At 75.2% G+C, this 19,630-nt stretch carries 19 protein-coding genes; 11 read left to right on the top strand and 8 right to left on the bottom strand.

Going from position 1 to position 19,630, the window contains the following annotated elements; genetic code table 11:
* Positions 1-37 precede the first annotated feature (37 nt).
* Positions 38-895, top strand: coding sequence for a methyltransferase domain-containing protein (locus ACI796_RS11595; RefSeq protein WP_456941381.1), 858 nt, complete (start codon positions 38-40; stop codon positions 893-895).
* Here ACI796_RS11595 and ACI796_RS11590 read toward each other — a convergent pair.
* Entirely contained in the window at positions 892-2,205 is a 1,314-nt protein-coding gene (locus ACI796_RS11590) for a hypothetical protein (RefSeq protein WP_456941380.1), read from the bottom strand. The genes ACI796_RS11595 and ACI796_RS11590 overlap by 4 nt on opposite strands.
* A 187-nt stretch (positions 2,206-2,392) precedes the next feature.
* On the opposite strand from ACI796_RS11590, the gene ACI796_RS11585 reads away from it, so the two are divergent.
* Positions 2,393-2,962 (top strand): metal-dependent hydrolase, encoded by a 570-nt coding sequence (locus tag ACI796_RS11585; protein WP_456941379.1) that lies wholly within the window; start codon positions 2,393-2,395, stop codon positions 2,960-2,962.
* A 43-nt stretch (positions 2,963-3,005) separates the two neighbouring features.
* On the opposite strand, the gene ACI796_RS11580 is transcribed toward ACI796_RS11585, so the two are convergent.
* Both ACI796_RS11580 and ACI796_RS11575 read right to left on the bottom strand, forming a co-directional pair.
* Positions 3,006-3,830: an SDR family oxidoreductase gene (locus tag ACI796_RS11580; protein ID WP_456941378.1), complete on the bottom strand. Its 825-nt coding sequence runs from the start codon at positions 3,828-3,830 to the stop codon at positions 3,006-3,008.
* 23 nt (positions 3,831-3,853) lie between these two features.
* Positions 3,854-5,974 (bottom strand): SpoIIE family protein phosphatase, encoded by a 2,121-nt coding sequence (locus ACI796_RS11575; RefSeq protein ID WP_456941377.1) that lies wholly within the window; start codon positions 5,972-5,974, stop codon positions 3,854-3,856.
* 192 nt (positions 5,975-6,166) lie between these two features.
* Between ACI796_RS11575 and ACI796_RS11570 the strand changes: the two genes are divergently transcribed.
* Positions 6,167-6,331, top strand: a complete 165-nt coding sequence (locus tag ACI796_RS11570; protein WP_456941376.1) for a hypothetical protein — start codon at positions 6,167-6,169, stop codon at positions 6,329-6,331.
* A 68-nt stretch (positions 6,332-6,399) separates the two neighbouring features.
* Here ACI796_RS11570 and ACI796_RS11565 read toward each other — a convergent pair whose 3' ends face one another.
* Positions 6,400-7,611, bottom strand: a complete 1,212-nt coding sequence (locus tag ACI796_RS11565; RefSeq protein WP_456941375.1) for a glycoside hydrolase family 3 N-terminal domain-containing protein — start codon at positions 7,609-7,611, stop codon at positions 6,400-6,402.
* Positions 7,612-7,679: 68 nt separating this feature from the next.
* On the opposite strand from ACI796_RS11565, the gene ACI796_RS11560 reads away from it, so the two are divergent.
* The 4 genes from ACI796_RS11560 (at position 7,680) to ACI796_RS11545 (ending at position 12,025) form a co-directional block, all read left to right on the top strand.
* Positions 7,680-8,351: a TVP38/TMEM64 family protein gene (locus tag ACI796_RS11560; RefSeq protein ID WP_456941374.1), complete on the top strand. Its 672-nt coding sequence runs from the start codon at positions 7,680-7,682 to the stop codon at positions 8,349-8,351.
* A gap of 304 nt (positions 8,352-8,655) precedes the next feature.
* Positions 8,656-10,161, top strand: a complete 1,506-nt coding sequence (locus tag ACI796_RS11555) for a sugar transferase (RefSeq protein ID WP_456941373.1) — start codon at positions 8,656-8,658, stop codon at positions 10,159-10,161.
* A 230-nt stretch (positions 10,162-10,391) separates the two neighbouring features.
* Positions 10,392-11,807 carry a sugar transferase gene (locus ACI796_RS11550; protein ID WP_456941372.1) on the top strand — a complete coding sequence of 472 codons (1,416 nt, stop codon included), beginning with the start codon at positions 10,392-10,394 and terminating at the stop codon, positions 11,805-11,807.
* Between the two features lie 23 nt (positions 11,808-11,830).
* Positions 11,831-12,025, top strand: coding sequence for a hypothetical protein (locus tag ACI796_RS11545; protein ID WP_456941371.1), 195 nt, complete (start codon positions 11,831-11,833; stop codon positions 12,023-12,025).
* 18 nt (positions 12,026-12,043) lie between these two features.
* Here the strand turns inward: ACI796_RS11545 and ACI796_RS11540 are convergent, their stop codons facing one another.
* The 3 genes from ACI796_RS11540 to ACI796_RS11530 form a co-directional block, all read right to left on the bottom strand.
* Complete coding sequence (locus tag ACI796_RS11540) at positions 12,044-12,175, bottom strand: hypothetical protein (RefSeq protein ID WP_456941370.1); 132 nt, start codon at positions 12,173-12,175, stop codon at positions 12,044-12,046.
* A 171-nt stretch (positions 12,176-12,346) separates the two neighbouring features.
* Positions 12,347-13,429, bottom strand: coding sequence for an LCP family protein (locus tag ACI796_RS11535; RefSeq protein WP_456941369.1), 1,083 nt, complete (start codon positions 13,427-13,429; stop codon positions 12,347-12,349).
* Between the two features lie 348 nt (positions 13,430-13,777).
* Entirely contained in the window at positions 13,778-13,972 is a 195-nt protein-coding gene (locus ACI796_RS11530; protein WP_456941368.1) for a hypothetical protein, read from the bottom strand.
* A gap of 307 nt (positions 13,973-14,279) precedes the next feature.
* Between ACI796_RS11530 and ACI796_RS11525 the strand changes: the two genes are divergently transcribed.
* The 3 genes from ACI796_RS11525 to ACI796_RS11515 all read left to right on the top strand — a co-directional run bounded on the left by ACI796_RS11525 (position 14,280) and on the right by ACI796_RS11515 (position 17,791).
* Positions 14,280-15,818 carry a sugar transferase gene (locus ACI796_RS11525; protein ID WP_456941367.1) on the top strand — a complete coding sequence of 513 codons (1,539 nt, stop codon included), beginning with the start codon at positions 14,280-14,282 and terminating at the stop codon, positions 15,816-15,818.
* Between the two features lie 138 nt (positions 15,819-15,956).
* Complete coding sequence (gene rfbB / locus ACI796_RS11520) at positions 15,957-16,952, top strand: dTDP-glucose 4,6-dehydratase (RefSeq protein WP_456941366.1); 996 nt, start codon at positions 15,957-15,959, stop codon at positions 16,950-16,952.
* Positions 16,949-17,791, top strand: a complete 843-nt coding sequence (locus ACI796_RS11515) for an SDR family oxidoreductase (RefSeq protein WP_456941365.1) — start codon at positions 16,949-16,951, stop codon at positions 17,789-17,791. Before rfbB ends, ACI796_RS11515 begins: the two co-directional genes overlap by 4 nt.
* On the opposite strand, the gene cysC is transcribed toward ACI796_RS11515, so the two are convergent.
* The gene (gene cysC / locus ACI796_RS11510; RefSeq protein WP_456941364.1) at positions 17,775-18,809 is read right to left on the bottom strand and encodes an adenylyl-sulfate kinase; all 1,035 of its coding nucleotides are present in this window, start codon (positions 18,807-18,809) and stop codon (positions 17,775-17,777) included. The two genes, ACI796_RS11515 and cysC, sit on opposite strands and share 17 nt — an antisense overlap.
* Positions 18,810-18,939: 130 nt before the next feature.
* Between cysC and ACI796_RS11505 the strand changes: the two genes are divergently transcribed.
* Positions 18,940-19,630 (top strand): nucleotide sugar dehydrogenase (locus ACI796_RS11505; RefSeq protein ID WP_456941363.1); only part of this gene is annotated, 691 nt, incomplete at its 3' end.

Below are 19,630 nucleotides of genomic sequence, written 5' to 3'. Positions count from 1 at the left end.
GTCCGGGGAACTGTGAGCACAGGGGAGAGGGACAGTCGTGGACTTCGTGAGGGACGTGGGGGTGCGCCTCACCCGCTTCCGGGCCGACGTGCTGAGCGGCTACCACCGGGGCGGGGTGCGAGCGACGGTTCCGGTGGTGGGGCGGCTGATCGGCCGGCAGCTGTACCGGATGGCCTCCTTCGCCGAGCTGTACGTCTTCGACCGCAAGTTCGGCCTGGACACCCGTGGGTGGCGGACTCCGGATGCGGACGCGGTCGCCCGCTCGCTCCACCGGGACAACACCGACTTCGAGCCGATGTCGGTGCGGGAGCTGGGCCGGATCTTCGCCGGGCTGCCGGCGGATCCGGCCGGGCTCACCTTCGTGGACCTGGGCTGCGGCAAGGGCGGTCCGCTGGCGGTGGCGGCCCTGCACCGCTTCCACCGCGTCATCGGGGTGGAACTGGACAGCCGGCTCGCCCGGACCGCCCGGCGCAACGCGGCCGTGCTGCAGGCCCGGACGCCCACCCGGATCGAGGTGGTCGAGGCCGATGCCAGCACCTACCGGTTGCCGCCGGAGCCGACGCTGCTCTTCCTGTACAACCCGTTCGGTGCGGGCACGATGGGCGAGGTCGCGAAGTCGGTCGTGGCATCGCTGCACGAGCGCCCGCGGCCGCTGTTCGTCCTCTACGTCAATCCCGTGCACCGCCAGGTGTGGGACGCGATCCCGGAGCTGCGGCCGATCCGCTGTGGGCGGCCTCCCCGCAGCGACTGGGCGGTGCGGCAGGACCGGGAATGGGTGCTGTACGCGGCCGGTCCCGGGGACGACGAGCGCACGGCGTCGGGCGCGGACACGAGCCGCACCCGACCGCCGACGGGCGACGGCCCGGTCGACGAGCCCGTGAGGCCCGACAGCTAGTCGGGGGTGATCCACCGTGTCTCGTGCGGCGAGAGGGTGAGGCGCGTGCCGTCGATCGTCAGGGTGTGCACGGCGCCGGTCGTGTTCACCGCGACGAGCGCGCGGTGCTGGGCCAGGACCTCGACGCCGGGCGGCGCGGGCACCGTCCGCAGTGCCGTCCCGGGAGGGAACCAACGGCCGAAGTCCTGCAGCACGGTCAGGAAGGGCAGCGGCCTCCCGCCCCCGTCCTCGGCGGTGTCCGTCCACAGGCAGCCGGCGCATCCCCGGCTGCGGGGTCGGGGGTTCCAGTACAGGACCGTCTCGGCACCGGAACGGACGAACTCCATCATGGCGACCGTGTAGGCGGCGACCTGCCGGTCGGCCGGCCAGAGCCGCACGGCCGGGTCGAGGTACCACTCGGCCCACCAGATGGGCAGGGCCGTGCGCTGCTGGATCCAGCGGTTGACCGCGGAGAACATGCCGACCACGGAGAACGGGTCGACGGCGCGGCCCAGGCTGTGGGCCACGCCGTCGACCACCACGAAGTCGGCCCCGCGGTTGTGCGCCAGCCAGTAGTCGAACGCATCGAGGACGCGCGGGTCGACGGTCCCCCAGGGGCCGGCCAGCGGAGCGGCGCCGTCGGGCGGGACCGCCGGGTCGGCACCGGTCCCGTGGCCGTCGGCGTCGTTGAACAGCGACAGGTACGGGCCGCCGATCCGTGCCCGCGGGTTGACCGCCTTCACCGCGTCGTAGACCCGGTTGTACAGGGCCGTGTAGCCCGAGGCGTCCCAGGTGTCGTCGTCCTCGTCCCAGAACCCCTTGAACTCGTTCCAGACCATGAAGTGGAGCACGTCGGGATAGCGCTCGGCGACGGTCGCGGCCAGCGCCGCGAAGTCGGCGTAGTGCTCGGGCAGGGGGGCCTCGGTGAGGCGGGCCCAGTCGGTGGTCCCGGGCCGGCCGCCCTTCATCCAGTCGGGGGCGCAGCAGAGCGTGATGACGGGGATCCCGCCGGAGCGGCGGATGAGGTCGATCCGCTCGTCCAGGCTGCCGAAGTCGTACCGCCCCGGGCTGGGCTCCGGGTTGTCGGCTCCCCATCCCATGAGCGCCTGGGCCTGGACGAGGGGCTGGGCGGACAGGGCCGACTCGACGGACCGGACGGCCGCCGGGGCGCCGTGGTCGGCGCTGAACTGCGTGTGGGTGAAACCCCAGCCGGGCCACGAGGGTGCGGTGCGCAGAGGAGGTCGCTGGTCCCCGACGGGGGTGTCCGCCGCCAGGACGGTCCCGACCATGGCGACGAGGAGCACCGCGGTCGGCAGGTGCCAACGTCTCACACTGACCCTCCGGACGGGTCCGAGCGTCCTGGCCACGCGTAGCGTACGGGTGCGGGGGACCGCGGAGGTCCCGTCGCGCGTGTCGGTGTGCTGGTCAGCGTCCTCCCGCCACGGGACGGCCGGTCGCACACGGGAGGCCCCCTCCGGCGGACGGGCGCGTCGAGACCATCTCGGCGACGATGTCCAGGTGCCGCGAGGTGGCTGGGCCGGCCGGGTCGCCGGTGCGGCCGGTCCGGTGCTGGCCGTCCTGTGCATCGTCGGCCTGGACCTCGTGATGTCGGCGCGGCACCGGTCGGTCGTCGTCACCGGGCTGCTCGACGAGCCGGCCCACCTGCTCACCGCGTGGCTGGCACTCGTGGCCGTGGGCGCGACGTCCCCGCGCGTCTGGCCGTGGGTGCTCGCCGGTGCGGTGGCCATCGACGTCGACCACCTGCCGATGTACCTGTGGAACGAGCCGCTGAACGCGGACGGGGGACGCCCGATCACGCACTCGCTGACCACGGTCCTGGTGCTCCTCGCGGTCGCCCTCGGCGCTCGACGGGTGCGGACGGCTGCGGTGGGGATCGCGGCCGGGGTCCTCCTGCACCTCGTCCGGGACGTCGCGACCGGGCCCGGTGTGTCGCTCCTCTGGCCGCTCCGGGACACGAACCTGTCCGTCCCGTACTGGGCCTACCTGGCAGTGGTGGGCCTGCTGGCCGGCGCGGCGGTGCTGCGGCAGTGGCGCCGCGCCGACGTCCGCCGCCTCCGCGAGGGCTGACGTCGGGGCGGGCCGGGCGTCCTCGGGTGTGCGGGGCAGGCGCTCAGGCGTCGGCCAGGTGCTCGGCGAGGGTCCGGGGCGGGCGGCCGAGCAGCGCGGTGAGCACCCGCGGGCTGCCGGTGAACCCGTGCGCGCGGTACTCGGCGAACATGGTCCTCAGGCAGTGTCGGGCGTAGCTGCCGTCGTCCTCGGGCGGGTCGGCGTCGACGGCGGTGACCTCCCGGCCGAGGTGCTCACCCACGAGCCGGGCGACGTCGCGCGCGGTGAGCTCCTCGGGACCGGCCGCCTCGAAGGTGCCGCTGTCCAGGCCCTCCTCGGTGAGCAGCACGGCGGCGGCCTCGGCGACGTCGCGCAGGGCGACGAAGGACTGCGCGCGCTCCAGGCCCCACGGGCTGCGCATCTCCCCGGTCTCCGCCGCGGCGGCCACCTGCGCGTCGAGGTTGTCGGCGTAGGCGCACGGCTGCAGCACCCGCCAGCGGGCGCCGGTCCCGGCGACGGCGTCGTCGAGCGCCTCCTCGACGCGGTCCTTGGCGGCGTGGTGCGGCATCGACCGGGCCTGCGGTCGGAGCACCGAGTGGTAGACCAGCCGCGCCGCCCCGGCCCGCGCGGCGGCGCGCAGCACAGCGGGCGCCCCGGTCGCCTCGCGCGGGTCGAAGTTCGGCCAGACCAGGTACAGCGCCCCGGCGCCGGCGAGCACGGGGGCGACGTCCCCGCTGAGGTCGGCGACGACGACCTCCGCGCCCAGCGCCTCGAGTTCCGGCCGTGGCCGCGGCGTGGCGACGACGGCGCGCACCCGCTCGCCGCGCGCCCGCAGCACCCGGACGACCGCGGTGCCGGTGGGGCCGCCCGCGGCGGTCACGACGATCACCGGACCGACCCTAGAGAGGCAGGTCAGGCGGGCGTGGCCGGGTCCGGGGGGACGGCGCCGGGCACGTCGGCCGGCCCGGCGACGTCCGGGCGCGGCCGGTCCTGCCGGTGCAGGCGGACGGCGACGAGCGCGACGTCGTCGTCCGGGTGGCCGTCGACCATGCGCTCGACGAGCAGGTCGCACAGTTCCTGCAGTGGCCGGTCGCCGAGCTCGGCCAGGGTGGCGGTGAGCCGGGCGAGGCCGGCGTCGAGGTCGGCGTCGCGCCGCTCGACCAGTCCGTCGGTGTAGAGCAGGACGGTCGTGCCGCGCTCCAGCTCCACGACGGACTCGCGCCGCGGCACCTCCGGGTCGACGCCGAGCAGCCGGTCGGCCCGCTCGCCCGCGAGGACCTGCACCTCCCCGCCGGCCGTGAGCAGGACCGGCGGGGTGTGTCCGGCGTTGGACCAGCGCATCCGGGTGGTGCCGCGGTCGATCTCCCCGGGCTCCTGCTCGAGCCGGGCGACCGCCGCGGTGGCGAGGGTGTCGAAGCCCAGCACCGCCATGGCGCGGTCGAGGTCGCGCAGCACCGCGGCCGGCCCGGCCCCGGTGGCGACGGCGATGCCGCGGACCAGGCTGCGCAGCTGGCCCATCGTCGCGGCGGCCGCGGTGTCGTGCCCGACGACGTCGCCGATGACCAGCGTGGTGGCGCCGTCGGCCTGCAGGAACGCGTCGTACCAGTCGCCGCCGACGGCGGCCGCCTGGGCGGCGGGGGCGTACCGGACGACGATCTCGGCGTGGTCGGGCTCGGGCGGGGCGGTGAGCATCGACCGCTGCAGCTGCAGGGCCAGCTGCCGCTGCTCGCCGTAGAGCCGGGCGTTGTCGAGGGCCATGCCGAGGCGCTCGGCCACGTCGCGGAGGGTGGCGACCTCCTCGGCGGTCGGGACGCGGCCGCCGGTGTAGAGCAGGGAGACCAGGCCGAGGGTGTGGCCGCGCCCGCGCAGGGGGAGGGCCAGCGCCGCGCTCGGCGCCAGCCGGGACAGCAGCGCGTGCGGCTCGCCGGGCGGGGTGGTGGCGAGGGTCTGCTCGCCGGTCAGCTGCAGGGGCTCGCCCGTCGCGAACACGTGGCTGACGGCGGGGATGCCGGGCAGCGCGGCCGCTCGGGACAGGGCGTACTCCTGCAGCAGCGCGCGGGAGGCCTCGTCGGCGTGCCAGGAGCTCACGCTTCGGGTGCGGCCGTGGTCGTCGAGGACGCTGACGATGCAGGCGTCGGCGAGCGTGGGCACCACCATGCGGGGCACCTGGCCGGTGGCGACCTCGGCGTCCATGGACCCCGCCAGCTCGGTGCTGATCCGGGCCACGGTGAGCGTCCGCTCGGCGGCACGGCGGAGCTCCTCCTGGGCGCGGACCCGGTCGGTGACCTCGATGAAGTAGACCGACAGGCCCTCCGCGGTCGGCCAGGCGCGCAGCTCGTACCAGCCGTCGAGCGGGGCGGGGTAGTACGCGTCGAAGGAGACCGGCCGGCGGGTCTCCACCGCGCGGCGGTAGCTCTCCTCGAACACCGAGCTCACGGCCGCGGGGAAGGCCTCCCAGATGACCTCGCCGAGCAGGTCCTCGCGGCGGCGGCCCAGCAGCCGCTCGGCCTCGGCGTTGAGGTGGGTGAAGCGCCAGTCGGGGCTCAGCGAGTAGAAGCCGGCGGGCATGGCCTCGAGGACCTGGGTGACGCCGAGGGACTCGCCGCGCTGGTCGGTGACGTCGTAGGCGGCGCCGAGCAACCGGGTGGCTCCCCCGTCCGGTCCGCTCAGCGCGCGGCCCTGGGCGGAGATCCAGCGGACGGCGCCGCCGGGGAGGGCGATGCGGTACAGCGCGCTGAAGTCGCCGCACTCGTCGACGGCGGCCTGCAGCGCGGCCACGACCTCGTCGCGGTCGTCCGGGTGCAGCCGGGCGGTGAAGCCCTCGATGCTGCGGTCGAAGCTCGCGCCGTCGTATCCGAACAGCGCCACGAGGCGCTCGTCCCAGTCGAGGACGCCGGTGGTCAGGTCCCAGTCGAAGGTGCCGATGCCGGCGGCCTGCAGCGCCAGTTCACCGCGCAGTGCCGAGGCGATCTCGTCGACGTGCCGGTGCGCCGGGCCGCTCTCCCGCCGCCCGACCCCTTCTCGGTCCCCCACGGTGCCCTTTCCGGTGATTCGAGACGCGGTCCCGATCCTGTGTACCCCGGCCTATCCTCTGCTCGAGCAACGCGTCCGACGGAGATCACAGGAAGCGTGTTCGGCGCGAGTCGCCACCGGACGTGTTGCCTCCCGTTCCGTGGGTAGCCGTCCCGTGTGGCCACGGGGGCCTGTCCGTCGGCTGGGGGAGTCGTGCCGTGGTGGGTGTGGGCGCTGGTGCTGTGGGCCGCGGTCGCGGTCGTCGTCTCGGTGGTCGTCGGGCGGGTGATCCGCGCGGCCGACCGGCGGGAGGCCCGGGAGGCCCGGAGGGTCCGTGACGACGGCCGGACGCCGCCCGGGGGACGCCGGGTCTCCTGAGCGCGGGACCGCCCGGCGCGTCCCGCGGTGGCGGACGACGGTGCGGGCCGCCGCCCCGGCGCGGGCGGTCACCCCAGCAGGCCGGCCTCCGCCTTGGCGGTGAGCGCGGTGCGGACGGCGGCGTCCACGGTGGCCGAGAACCCCGGGTCGGCCTCGGCGCGGGCGAGGACGGCGTCGCGCATCTCGGGGTAGACGTCCTCGGTCACGGTGAGCACGAGCGTGCCGCCGGCCTCGAGGAAGCGGACGGCGCGGTCGCCGGGCGGCACGTCCTCGAACGCCGCCGCCGCACCGACGTCGTCGGTGATGACCACGCCGTCGAAGCCGAGGAAGCCGCGCAGCAGCGTCGTGACGACCTGCCGCGAGAAGGTGGCCGGCGCGGCGGGGTCCAGCCGGGGGTAGGTGGCCGAGGAGACCATCACGAACGGGTCGGCGCCGGAGCGGGCGAGCTCGCCGAACGCCGCCACCTGCTCGCTGTCCGCGGTGGTCACGTCGTCGGTCACGCCGGCGACCTCGTCGGTGTTGGCGTCGACCAGCCCGAGGCCGGGGAAGTGCTTGAGCGTCGCGGTGACGCCGTGGGCGGCCAGGCCGTCGACCACGGTGCGCACGTCGGCGACGACGTCGGCCGCGGTGTTCCCGTACTGGCGGCCGAAGGCGCCGATCGGGTCGTTGGCGGCCTCGGTGCCGGCCGGGACGACGTCGGCCACCGGCGCGAGGTCCAGGTCGATCCCGGCCGCGGCGAGCTGGGCGCCGAGGGTGCCGGCGAGGGCGGCGAGCTGCTCGGGCGGGAGCTGTCCCTGCTCGGCCGCGGGGGGCAGCCGGTCGAAGCCCGGGCCCTGGAGCGACTGCACCTGCCCACCCTCCTGGTCGACGGCGACCCAGGGGCGCGGACCGGGCGCGGCCCCCGTCCAGCGCCCGGTGACGGCGGCGAGGTCCGTGGCGGCGGCACGCGAGCGGCCGGCGAGGAAGACGCCGCCCACGCCGTCGGCGACCAGGGCGTCGCCGGGGGCGAGGTCCTCGAGCCGGACGCCGACGACGAACAGCTGTGCCACCTGCGCCCGGCGGTCCATCCCGGCCAGGGCCGCGTCGACCTGCTGGTCGACCGCGTCCGCGGGCGGCGTCGTCGGCTCCACCGGGGTCGTCGTGGCCGTGCCGCTCGCCGGGCTGCCCGGCTCCGTGCTGCTGGTCCCCGACGGGGTGCCCGAGGAGCCGGAGCAGGCGGCGAGGACCAGGCAGAGGAGCGCGAGCAGGACGGCCGGGCGGGTCCGGGCGGGCGGGCGCATCGGTCTCCTGGGGGCGGCGACGGCGGTGCCTCCAGTGTGCCCGTCGGGGCGTGGGCGACCATGGGGCGGTGCGGACGACGTGGGTGCGGGTGGGCGTGCTGCTCGCCGTCCTCGTCGCCGGCACCGTCGTCGCGCTGACCGTCGAGCTGCCCGACGTCGGCACGGTGCGCCGCTGGGTCGAGGGTGCCGGGGTGGCGGGGCTCGTCCTGCTGGCTCTCGGCAAGGGGGCCCTGCTGGTCGGTCCGGTGCCCCGGTCGGCGCTGTGCGTGCTGCTCGGCGTCGTCCTCGGGTTCTGGACCGGCGCGGCCGTGGCCTACGCCGGGGGGCTGCTGGGCGCGACGGCCGCCTTCGGCCTGTCCCGCTCCCTCGGGCGCGAGACCGCCGTGCGCCTGGCCGGGCCGCGGCTGGCCGCCGTCGACCGGGCGGTGGCCGGCCGGGGCTTCGTCACCGTCCTCGTCGCGCGGGTGCTGCCCATGGCGCCGTTCGCCGTGCTGAGCCACGCGGCGGGGCTGTCCGCCGTGCCGTTCCGGGCCTACACCGCGGGGACCGCGCTGGCCCTCCTGCCCACCACCGCGCTGCAGGTGGGCGTGGGTGCCGCGGTGCCCGGGCTGAGGGCGTGGGCCGCGCGCGCCGGGTCGCCGTGGGTGTTCGCCGTGGTCGCCACGGCCGCCCTCGGGGCGGCCGGCGTCGTGTGGCTGCGCCGGCGGCGGGCCAGGAGCGGTCCGGTGGAGGCCGGCTGAGACGGCCCCGGCACCGTCGCGGCACATCGTCGGATCGGGGGAACCCGGCCGGCGTGACGTCGACCACCGCCGAGGGGCTCGAGCGCTGGCGCTCAGGACGTGTCGTCACCCACGGTGATCGCCAGCTCGCCAGGGGACAACCGGTGTTGCCTAGCCCACAACCCGGTTGTGCACTACTCCTTCCCTCCCGACCAGCCCACCGCTAGCCTCGCCCGTGCCGGTTGAACGTTGAAGTTCCCGGCGGTCACGGGGGATTCACACCACCGGGCGCGGGGCGTCCGGTGTCGTACGGGGGTCGGTGCACTTGTCCCTGCTGGAACTCGTCGACGGGGACGTCCGTCGTGACGCGTGGTCGGTCGGTCGCCGTTGGCACTGGCTGACCTCCGGACTCCGCGGTGAGGGGACCGCCGCCCGCCGCGCGTGGCGCCACTCGTACGTCCGTCGCCTCGCGCTCCTCGACGCGACCGCCGCCCTGCTGGCCGGCGTCGCCGGCTCGCTCGTCCCCGAGGGCGGCCCGCTCATGGGCTCCGCGGCGAGCGCCGCGCTCGTCGTCGCTCTCCCCGTCGTCTGGCTCGGCGCCATGCTCGTCGCCCGCACCTACGAGGAGCGGTTCCTCTGGGTCGGTCCCGAGGAGTTCCGACGGGTCCTCTCCGCCGCCGCCCTGCTGCTGGCCACGGTCGGCACCGTCTCCTGGGCGTTCAGGCTGGAGGTCGCGCGCAGCTTCGTCGTCGTCGCCCTCCCGCTGGCGACCCTGCTGACCCTGGCCGCCCGGGTGGTCCTCCGCCTCCGGCTGCACGCGCGGCGGGCGCGGGGTCGGCACGTGCAGACGACGGTCCTCGTGGGCCACCGCAGCGGTGTGGCCGCGCTGAGTGCCCAGATGGAGCGCGAGGCCCGGCACGGCTACCGGGTGATCGGCTGCTGCCTGCCCCTGTCGGCCGGCGACCGCGACGTGTTCGACGGTCTCCCCGTCCTGGGTGGTCTCGACGAGGTCGCCGACGTGGTGCGCCGCTACGAGGTGGACGCCGTGGCGGTGCTGCCCTCGCCCGAACTGGAGGGCGCCCGGCTGCGCAAGCTCGGCTGGGACCTGGAGGACACCGAGGCGGAGCTCCTGCTGGCCCCCGCGGTCACCGAGATCGCGGGCCCGCGCGTGCACGTGCGCCCCGTGGCGGGCCTCCCGCTGGTGCACCTGGAGCGGCCGGAGTTCACCGGCGTCCGCCGCATCGCCAAGGACGTGGTCGACCGCACGGCGGCCGGCGTCGGCGTCCTCCTGCTGCTGCCGCTCCTGCTGACCCTGGCGGTCCTGGTCAAGGTCACCAGCCGGGGCCCGGTCTTCTTCCGGCACGAGCGCATCGGCCGCGACGGCCGGCCGTTCCGGGTCCTCAAGTTCCGCAGCATGGTCGTCGACGCGGACGCGATCGAGCCCGACCTGCACGAGCAGAACGAGGGCAACGCGGTCCAGTTCAAGATGCGCCGCGACCCGCGCGTCACCCGGGTGGGCGCGGTCATGCGGCGCTACTCGCTGGACGAGCTGCCCCAGTTGCTCAACGTCCTCGGCGGCAGCATGAGCCTGGTCGGCCCGCGCCCGCACGTGACCCGCGAGGTGGAGCAGTACGGCTCCGACATGCGCCGCCGGCTGCTGGTGAAGCCCGGCATCACGGGGCTGTGGCAGGTCAGCGGCCGCTCGGACCTCTCCTGGGACGACGCCGTCCGGCTCGACGTCCGGTACGTGGAGAACTGGTCACTGGCCTTCGACGCCATGATCCTCTGGAGGACCGTCGGTGCCGTCCTCCGTGGATCCGGAGCGTATTGAGGCCCTCGCGACAACAGTTCGTGACCCTTCAGGTCCGTTGGGTGATGCGTTGATCGGAATCATTCTCCGGTGAGGCCGATCGGGCCTCGGAATGGCGAATTGCCGCGAGGGGTGTCAGCATCCCTTGACCGCGCCGAGCCCTCGGCGCGGTGATGGAGGAGGACATGGTCGACGCCACGGGGGGTGGCGCCGCATCGGGACAGGCAGCGCGACGGACGGGTCGCATCTCGGTGGACACGGCGTCGCGTGAGGAGAGTTCGAACTCGGTCAGGACCTGGCCCACCGCGCAGGTCCCCGCCAGGGAGAAGTGGTGGCTCCGGCGTGGCGTCGGGCCCTACCTGGTGCTCGTCGACGTCGCCGCCTTCGCCGTCGCCACCCTCATCACGCTGCCGGGATCGCCACCGGTGCACGCCGTCGCGCTGGTCTTCCTCCTCCTGGTCTTCTGGCGGGCCGGCCTGTACCGGTCGCGGCTGAACCTGTCGCTGCTGGACGACCTGCCCTACGTCCTGGCGGCGGTCGTCGTCGCCTGGACGTTCAAGGTGGCCCTCTTCGCGATCTTGCCCGGGGTCGACCCTCCGATCCGCCAGGTCACGCACTTCGTGGTGCTCCTCGCGGCGATCCTGGTCGCGCGGCTGGTCGCCTACCGGGTCGTGCACACCGCACGGTGCCGCGGCCTCGTCCGGCACCGCACCCTCGTCATCGGAGCCGGCCCGATGGGCGTCCGGGTGGCGGTCACGCTCCTGGAGCGCCGGACCTACGGGCTCGACCCCGTGGGGTTCCTCGACGCGGAGCCGCCCGAGGACACCGCCGTCCTGCTGCCCCTCCCCGTCCTCGGCGGCCTCGAGCTGCTCGGGCAGGTCATCCGTGAGCAGGCGATCCGGGACGTCATCGTCGCCTACGGCGGGGTGGACGACGACGAGCTCGTCGACATCCTCCGCACCTGCGACCGGCTCGACGTCGACGTCTTCGTCGTCCCGCGGCTGTTCGAGCTGCACGACGTCAACCGCTACACCGACGAGATCTGGGGCATCCCGCTCGTCCGGCGGCGGCGGGCGGTCTACCGCAGCCCGTGGTGGCGGGCGAAGCGGCTCGTGGACGTCGCCGTGTCCCTGCTGACGCTCCTGCTCCTCACCCCGGTGCTGGCCGCGTGCGCAGTCGCCGTGAGGCTCGAGGGCGGGCGCGGGATCATCTTCCGGCAGGAGCGGGTCGGGCTGGACGGCCGTCCGTTCCAGGTCCTCAAGTTCCGCTCGCTCAAGCCGGTGGACGACACCGAGTCGCAGACGAACTGGAACATCAAGCACGACGACCGGCTGGGCCCGGTGGGCCGGTTCCTGCGCGCCACCTCGCTCGACGAGCTGCCGCAGCTGTGGAACATCGTCCGCGGCGACATGAGCCTGGTCGGGCCGCGCCCGGAGCGGCCGCACTTCGTGGACCAGTTCTCCGCGCACATCCCCCGGTACACCGCCCGCCACCGGGTGCCGGCCGGGCTGACCGGGTGGGCGCAGGCGCACGGCCTCCGGGGGGACACCTCGATCGAGGACCGAGCTCGGTTCGACAACTACTACATCGAGAACTGGTCGCCGTGGCTCGACATGAAGATCGTCGTGAAGACCGTGGGGCAGGTGCTGCGGCGCCAGGGCGGCTGAGTCTCGACGCCGTCCTCCGCGGGATGTTCGCGCTGGTCATCGCCGGCATGCTCACCGCCTTCACGGCGCTGCTGGTGACCGGCGAGTACTACAACGAGGGGCCGGTGCTCCTCCGGCTCACGGCCGACCACGGCCTGCACAAGGGCGACGTGTTCGTGGTCACCGGCTGGGCGGCCGGGATGCTGTCCCTGGCCGGGCTGCTGGCGTACCGGCGGTGAGGAGAGCCGGCCCCGACCTCAGGCAGCGGTGCGGCGCAGCAGGCCTCGTGCCGGCGCCACGCTGCACGCGGCGGCCGCCAGGAGGACGTGCCCGTGCTCGGCCACGAACACGTGGAGCGCGAGCCAGGTCGAACCGAGGAGGAAGGCCACGGCGTGATCCTCGGTCTCCACGGGGCGGGTGATCGCGGACGCCTGAGGTGTCCGCGACGCCCGGGACGAGGGCGACCGTGGTGCAGGACGAGGCGGTCCCCCCGTGCACCAGGTGCACCACCGGCACCTCGGTGGACCGGGAGCGGTCGCCGGGGGTGACGGGGGGTCTCGTCAGCGGGGGACGTCCGGCAGGGCCTGGGTCTCGAACTCGTCCGCGTTCTGGGACAGCGAGTCGTTGCGCAGGTAGGCCCACATGCGCTCGCCGGTGACCTCGTCGAGGTAGACCACGCTCGCCGACCCCTCCGTGCCGGTGCCCAGCACGGGGGCGGTGAACGAGTCGACGTTCTCCGGCCGCAGGTCCCGCAGGGAGTACGCCAGGGACAGGAGGTCGTCGTTGCCGAGGGAGTCGTCGACGCCGACGGCGCTGGTCACCGCGAGCAGTGCGGCGTCGAGGCGGCCGGGGTCGGTGAACGTGTCCGAGGTGAACAGCTGGGAGAACATCGCCTCGAGGTACTGCTGCTGACGGCGCACGCGGTCGAAGTCGCCGCCGGTGAGCCCGTAGCGCTGTCCCAGGTACCAGCGGGCCTGGTCGCCGTCGAGGTGGTTGACCCCGGCCGTGAAGGTGTACGGCCCCCACCTGGTGGTCTCGGCGACGACGACGTCGACCCCGCCCAGCGCGTCGGTGACCTCGATGATCCCCTCGAAGTCGATGGCCACGTAGTGGTCGATGCGGACGTCGGTCAGCTGCTCCACGGTCCGGATCAGCAGGGACGGCCCGCCGTAGGCGTACGCGGAGTTGATCTTGTCCATCCCGTGGCCGGGGACGTCCACCCACGAGTCGCGGGGGATGGAGATCAGCTGCGCGTGCTGCCGGTCCCCGGAGAACCGGGCGACCATGATCGCGTCCGACCGGCCGCCCTCGGCGATGCCGGCACCCGCCGTGGCACGGGTGTCGCTCCCGACCAGCAGGAAGGTGACCGGCTCCGCCGAGGCCTGCTCGGCCGGCGTCGCGGGTGCGGGCCGGGCCTCCTCGTCCAGGCCGGCGAAGACGTCGCCGACGCGGTCGACGTTCCCGGCGTAGCGGTCGGTCAGGTACCAGAGGCCGCCGCCGACCAGCACGACCAGGACGGTGACGAGGACGCCGAGGGCGACGAGGAAGCGCCGCAGCCCTCGTCGTCGGCGGGGCGGCCGCTCCGCGGTGGTGGGCTCGTCGGCGACGAGCGTGGACCCCGAGCGTTCCTGCTCGTCGCTCACAGTGACCCCCGTGACTGTCGTTGCCACGAGGCTAGGCGCGGAACAGCACGTCCTGCTCCCCGTCCCACCCCGGAGGGTGGGACGGCGCGACGTCCGGTGACGTTCCGTAGGACGTCCGGGTGCGGCACCATGGGCGCGTGTCCACGCCACAGGGCCCCGTCCGTCCGGGTGAGTGGCGCCCCGGCGTCCCCGCGGTGGGACGCCGGCGCTGCCTGTGGCACCGCTTCCGCTGGGCCGGGGAGGACCCCTTCAGCGGCGCGAGTCTCTACGCCTGCCGCTGCGGACGGGTCCGCCCGGCCCTCTGACGACCCTCGGGCGCCCGGTCCGCCGTCGTCCGTGCGGTGGGACTCAGACCGTCCTCGGTCCGGCCGCGGCGCGGAGGTCGGCCTCCAGGCCGGCCAGCACGGCGTCGAGCTCGCGGCGCAGGTCGCCGCAGCCGGGCGCCTGCCGGCCGTCGGCCAGCCGGACGACCCGCCCCAGCCCGAGGGCGACGGCGATCGCCACGGCCGGCCAGACCAGGGCGACGAGGAGGACGACGGTCACCGCTCCTTGGTACGGGGACGCGGGTCTCCGGACGGCCGGGCCACGCGGGCAGATGCTGCCGAAAGGCCGCGGCGCCGGTGTGGCCGGGGACGCCCGTCGTCCCACGGGGCCCACGGACACCGCGTGCCCCGTCGAGGTGCCCGCGGGGCACGCCGTCCGCGACGGACGGTCACCGGTGCGCGCCGGTCTCCCCCCACGGGGTGGAACGAGCCCCTGCACGCCCGGTCCGCCTCCGTCTCGCCTTCTGTCCCGGCTCCGGGCTGCCGACGCTGGCGCGTACAGACCGCGACCGACCAGGGGAGACCGCGTGACCGCCAGCACCACCGTGCCGCCCGCGCCGGGCGACGACGCGCCGCGGCGGGTGCGGACCCTGTCGCTGACCGGTGCCGAGGAGCGCGTCCCGGGGCCGCTGCTCGACCGTCCCGTCTACGACCCCTTCTCCGCCCGGCGCCGCCGGACGCCGGAGTGGCTGGTGTCCTACACGGCCGCGCTGGTCACCGGTGACGTGCTCGCGGTCGCCGCGGGGCTGGGGCTCGCGGCACTCCTCCCGGCCGGCGCCGTCCCCGGTTCCGCGTCCGGGCCCGTCCTGCTCGGCCTCGCGTGGCTCGTCCTGCTCGCCGGCGCCGGCACCTACGCCGAGCGCCGACTCGGCACCGGCGACGACGAGTACCGCCGCGTCCTCACGGCGGGCCTGCTCGCGACGACCGCGCTCGGCGTCGCCGCCGCACTGCTCCCGTCGACCCTGCTCGACCGGCTCCTGCTCGTGGCGGCGCCCACCACCGTGCTCGCCACCCTGCTGGGCCGGCTGCTCAACCGGCGGCGGCTGCACGCGGCCCGCCGCCGCGGCCTCATGACCAAGCGGGTCGTCGTCCTCGGCCGCGACGTCGCCGTGGCCGACCTGGTCCGCCGGCTGCGGCGGGACGCGACCGCGGGCCTGCGGGTCGTCGGCGCCTGCGTGCCGCGGCCGGAGGAGGCTCTCGCCGTCCGCGCCGAGGGCGTCCCGGTGATCGGCACGCTGGCCGGCGCCGTGCGCGCCATCGACGACGCACGCGCCGACGCCGTCGTGGTGGCCTCGGCCAGCGAGACCGCGGGGGAGTACCTGCGCGACCTGGCCTGGCGCCTCGAGGGGACCAACGTCGAGGTCCTCGTCGGCCCGGGGCTGGTGGAGGTGGCCTCCAACCGGCTGCAGGTCCGGCCGACGTCGACCATCCCGCTCATCCAGGTGCAGGAGCCGGAGTTCCGCGGCGGTCGGCGGCTGGCCAAGTCCCTGCTCGACCGGGCCGTCGCGGGCGCCCTGCTGGTCGCGTTCGCGCCGTTCCTCGTCACCGTCGCGGTCGCCGTCCGCACCACCAGCCGCGGCCCCGCCCTCTACCGGCACCGGCGCATCGGCAAGCGCGGCCGGGAGTTCGACCTGCTCAAGTTCCGCAGCATGGTCGTCGACGCCGACTCGCGCATCGAGGCCCTGCTCGTGCTCAACGAGGGCAACGACGTGCAGTTCAAGATGCGCCGCGACCCGCGGGTCACGCGCGTCGGCGGCTTCCTGCGCTCGTTCTCGCTGGACGAGCTGCCGCAGCTGGTCAACGTGCTCAAGGGCGACATGTCCCTGGTCGGCCCGCGCCCGCACGTGACCCGGGAGGTCGAGCAGTACGGCGCCGACATGCACCGCCGGCTGCTGGTCAAACCCGGCATCACCGGGCTGTGGCAGGTCAGCGGCCGCTCGGACCTGACCTGGGACGAGTCGGTGGAGCTCGACGTCCGGTACGTCGAGAACTGGTCCTTCGGCCTCGACCTGGCCATCCTCTGGCGCACCGTCCGCGCGGTGCTGCGCCGCTCCGGCGCCTACTGACCCCCCGGCCGCCGGCCCCCCTCCTCCGCGCGGGGGGCACGCGCGGTCCGGGAGACCGCCGAGGCCGGACCGCAGGGCAGGATGGCCCCCGTCGCCCCGCGGGTGGCCGCGACCCCACCTACTGCAGGAGGACCACACGTGCGTCTGCTCGTGACCGGTGGCGCCGGCTTCATCGGCGCCAACTTCGTCCACCAGACCGTCGAGCGCTTCCCGCAGCACGACGTCACGGTCCTCGACGCGCTGACCTACGCGGGCAGCGAGGCGTCCCTGGCCGGGGTGAGGGACGCGATCACCTTCGTGCGCGGGTCGATCACCGACGCCGCGCTCGTCGACGACCTGGTCCGCGACAGCGACGCCGTCGTCCACTTCGCCGCCGAGAGCCACAACGACAACTCGCTGGCCGACCCCGCGCCGTTCCTGCAGACCAACGTGGTCGGCACGTACACGCTGCTCGAGGCGGTGCGCCGGCACGGCGTCCGGTTCCACCACGTCTCCACCGACGAGGTCTACGGAGACCTGGAGCTCGACGACCCGGCGAAGTTCACCCCCGAGACGCCGTACAACCCCTCGAGCCCCTACTCGTCGACGAAGGCGGCCTCCGACCTGCTGGTGCGCGCGTGGGTGCGGTCCTACGGCGTGCAGGCGACGATCTCCAACTGCTCGAACAACTACGGGCCGTACCAGCACGTGGAGAAGTTCATCCCGCGGCAGATCACCAACGTGCTGGCCGGCCGCCGGCCGCGGCTCTACGGCGCCGGCCACAACGTGCGCGACTGGATCCACGTCGACGACCACAACGCCGCCGTCCACGAGATCCTGCAGCGCGGCCGGACCGGCCAGACGTACCTGATCGGTGCCGACGGCGAGGTGGACAACCGCACCGTCCTCGCCACCATCCTCGAGCTGATGGGCCAGCCGGCCGACGCCTTCGACTCGGTCACCGACCGCGCCGGGCACGACCTGCGCTACGCCATCGACGCCACCAAGCTGCGCGAGGAGCTGGGCTGGCGGCCGCGCTACACCGACTTCCGCGACGGCCTGGCCGCGACCATCCGGTGGTACCGGGACAACGAGGACTGGTGGGGTCCGCAGAAGGAGCGCGTGGAGGCGGCCTACGCCGCGCGCGGCCAGTGACGACGGTCGTCCTCGGCGCCGGCGGGCAGGTCGGCCGCGCGCTGGCCCGCCGGTTCCCCGGGGCGGTCGCGCTGACCCGGGCCGGCCTCGACGTCGGCGACCCCGCCGCGGTCGCCGCGCACGACTGGTCCGGCGTCGACGTGGTCGTCAACGCCGCCGCCTGGACCGCCGTCGACGCCGCGGAGGACCCGGCCAACCTGGCCGCGGTGCGGGCGGTCAACGTCGACGGCGTCGGCGCCCTGGCCGAGGCGGCGCGCGCCTCCGGGTTCCTGCTCGTGCACTTCTCCACCGAGTACGTCTTCGACGGCGGGCACCCCGGGCCGATCCCGGAGGACGCGCCGGTCCACCCGCTGAGCGTCTACGGGCGCAGCAAGGCCGACGGCGACGCGCTGGTCACCGCGCTCGACCGGCACCTGCTGCTGCGGACCACCTGGGTGGTGGGGGAGGGGCGCAACTTCGTGCGGACGATGGCCGGCCTCGCCGACCGCGGGGTCAGCCCGTCCGTCGTCGCCGACCAGGTCGGCCGGCCCACGCTCGCCGAGGACCTCGCCGACGCCGTCGCGCACCTCGTCGAGCGCGGGGCGACGGGCACCTACAACGTCACCTGCGGGGGCGAGCCGGCGTCGTGGGCCGACGTCGCGGAGGTCGTGTTCGCCGCCCGCGGCCGCGACCCGCACGACGTCCGGCGGGTGAGCACCGCCGAGTACACGGCCGACAGGCCCGGCCTCGCGCCGCGTCCGCTCAACAGCGTGCTGGACCTGGCCCGGCTGGAGGCGGCCGGCCTCGCGCCGCGCGACTGGCACACCGCCGTCGAGGCCCACCTCACGACGCTGGACTGAGCACCGCCGCGAGCACCTGGTGGGCGCACTCGTCGACGTCACGCCCGGCGGTCTCCACGGTCACCTCGGCGTCGGTCGGCGTCTCGTAGGGGTCGCTGATGCCGGTGAAGGCGGGGATCTCGCCGCGCCGCGCCCGCGCGTAGAGGCCCTTGCGGTCCCGGGCCTCGCAGGCGGCCAGCGACGTCGCCACGTGCACGAGGACGAAGCTGCCCGGGCCGGCCTGCGCCTCGACCTCGCGCCGGACGTCCGCGCGCACCTCCGCGTACGGGGCGATCGGCGCGCAGACGGCGATCCCGCCGTGCTTGGCGATCTGCGCGGCCACCCAGCCGATCCGCCGGACGTTGGTGTCCCGGTCGGCCTTGGAGAACCCGAGCCCGGCGGAGAGGTGGTGCCGGACCTCGTCGCCGTCGAGCAGCGTCACGGTGCGGCCGACCTCGATGAGCAGCTCCACCAGCCGCGCCGCGATCGTCGACTTCCCGGCGCCGGACAGGCCGGTGCAGAACACCACCGTCCCGCCGGTGCGCGCCGTCCCCGACCACGGGCGGCTGCCGAGGAGCGAGGCGCCGTGGGCGGCGGCGAGCTCCTCCGGCCCGGCCTCCGGCGCGTCCGGGGTGACCGGCACCGGCACCACGACCACGTCCCGGCCGCCCTCGCAGACGGCTGCCCAGGCGGCGGCGGCGGACGACAGCGCCGCGGAGTCCGGGGGCAGGCCGGCGGCGGGCACCAGCGCGAGCAGCCGGCGCGGCAGCCCCGCGACGTCGTCGGGCGGCAGCCCCACCCAGGCCACGGGGTCGGTCCAGCCCTGGTCGTGCAGCCGCTCGGCCACCGCCGACGGCGGCTCCCAGCGCGGCACCTCGACGACGGTCAGGTCGCCCTCGGCCGCCGTCGCGACCAGCACGCCCTGCGCGTCCTCGTACTCCTCGGCGGGCGGGAGGTCGGGGCGCGGCGCGAGGCCCGCACGGTAGCGGGCCACCGCGGCGACCTGGGCGTCGTCGAGCCGGGCACGGGCGTCAGGCATGGCGTCATCCTGCCCGGGGTGCCGACCCCGCCGTCGCCCGGAGGGGAGGTGACCGCCTCGTCCCGTCCGGCGTGCACGGCGTCGTCGTGGTGCACTTCGGGAGCTGGGTGTCCGGACGGGAGGGGTGGCGGTGCGCATCTCGGTCATCGGCTGCGGCTACCTCGGGGCCGTGCACGCGGCCTCGATGGCCGAGCTCGGTCACGAGGTGGTCGGCATCGACGTCGACGAGCGCAAGGTCGCGGCCCTGTGCGAGGCCCGGGCGCCGTTCTACGAGCCCGGCTTCGAGGAGCTGCTCGGCGCCACGCTGGCCTCCGGGCGGCTGCGGTTCAGCACCGACGTCGCCGACGCGGCCGGTGCCCGGGTGCACTTCCTGTGCGTCGGCACCCCGCAGAAGCACGGCGAGTACGCCGCGGACCTGCGCTACGTCGACGCCGCCGTCGAGTCCCTGCTGCAGGTCCTGCAGCCCGGCGAGCTGCTGGCGGGCAAGTCCACGGTCCCGGTCGGCACCGCCGCCCGCCTGGCCGAGCTGGTCCACGGCAAGGTGCCCGGCGCCCTCGTCGCCTGGAACCCGGAGTTCCTGCGGGAGGGGTTCGCCGTGGCCGACACCCTGCGGCCGGACCGGCTGGTCTACGGCCTGCCCGCCGACGGCGCCGGGCAGATCGCCGAGGCCCTGCTCGACGAGGTCTACGCCCCCATCGTGGCCCGCGGCACCCCGAAGGTGAGCACCGACCACGCCACCGCCGAGATGGTCAAGACCGCCGCCAACAGCTTCCTGGCCACCAAGATCTCCTTCATCAACGCGATGGCCGAGCTGTGCGAGG

It is taken from the genome of Geodermatophilus sp. SYSU D00525, from assembly GCF_054050475.1.
This window is presented reverse-complemented; position numbering and strand designations above follow the sequence as displayed.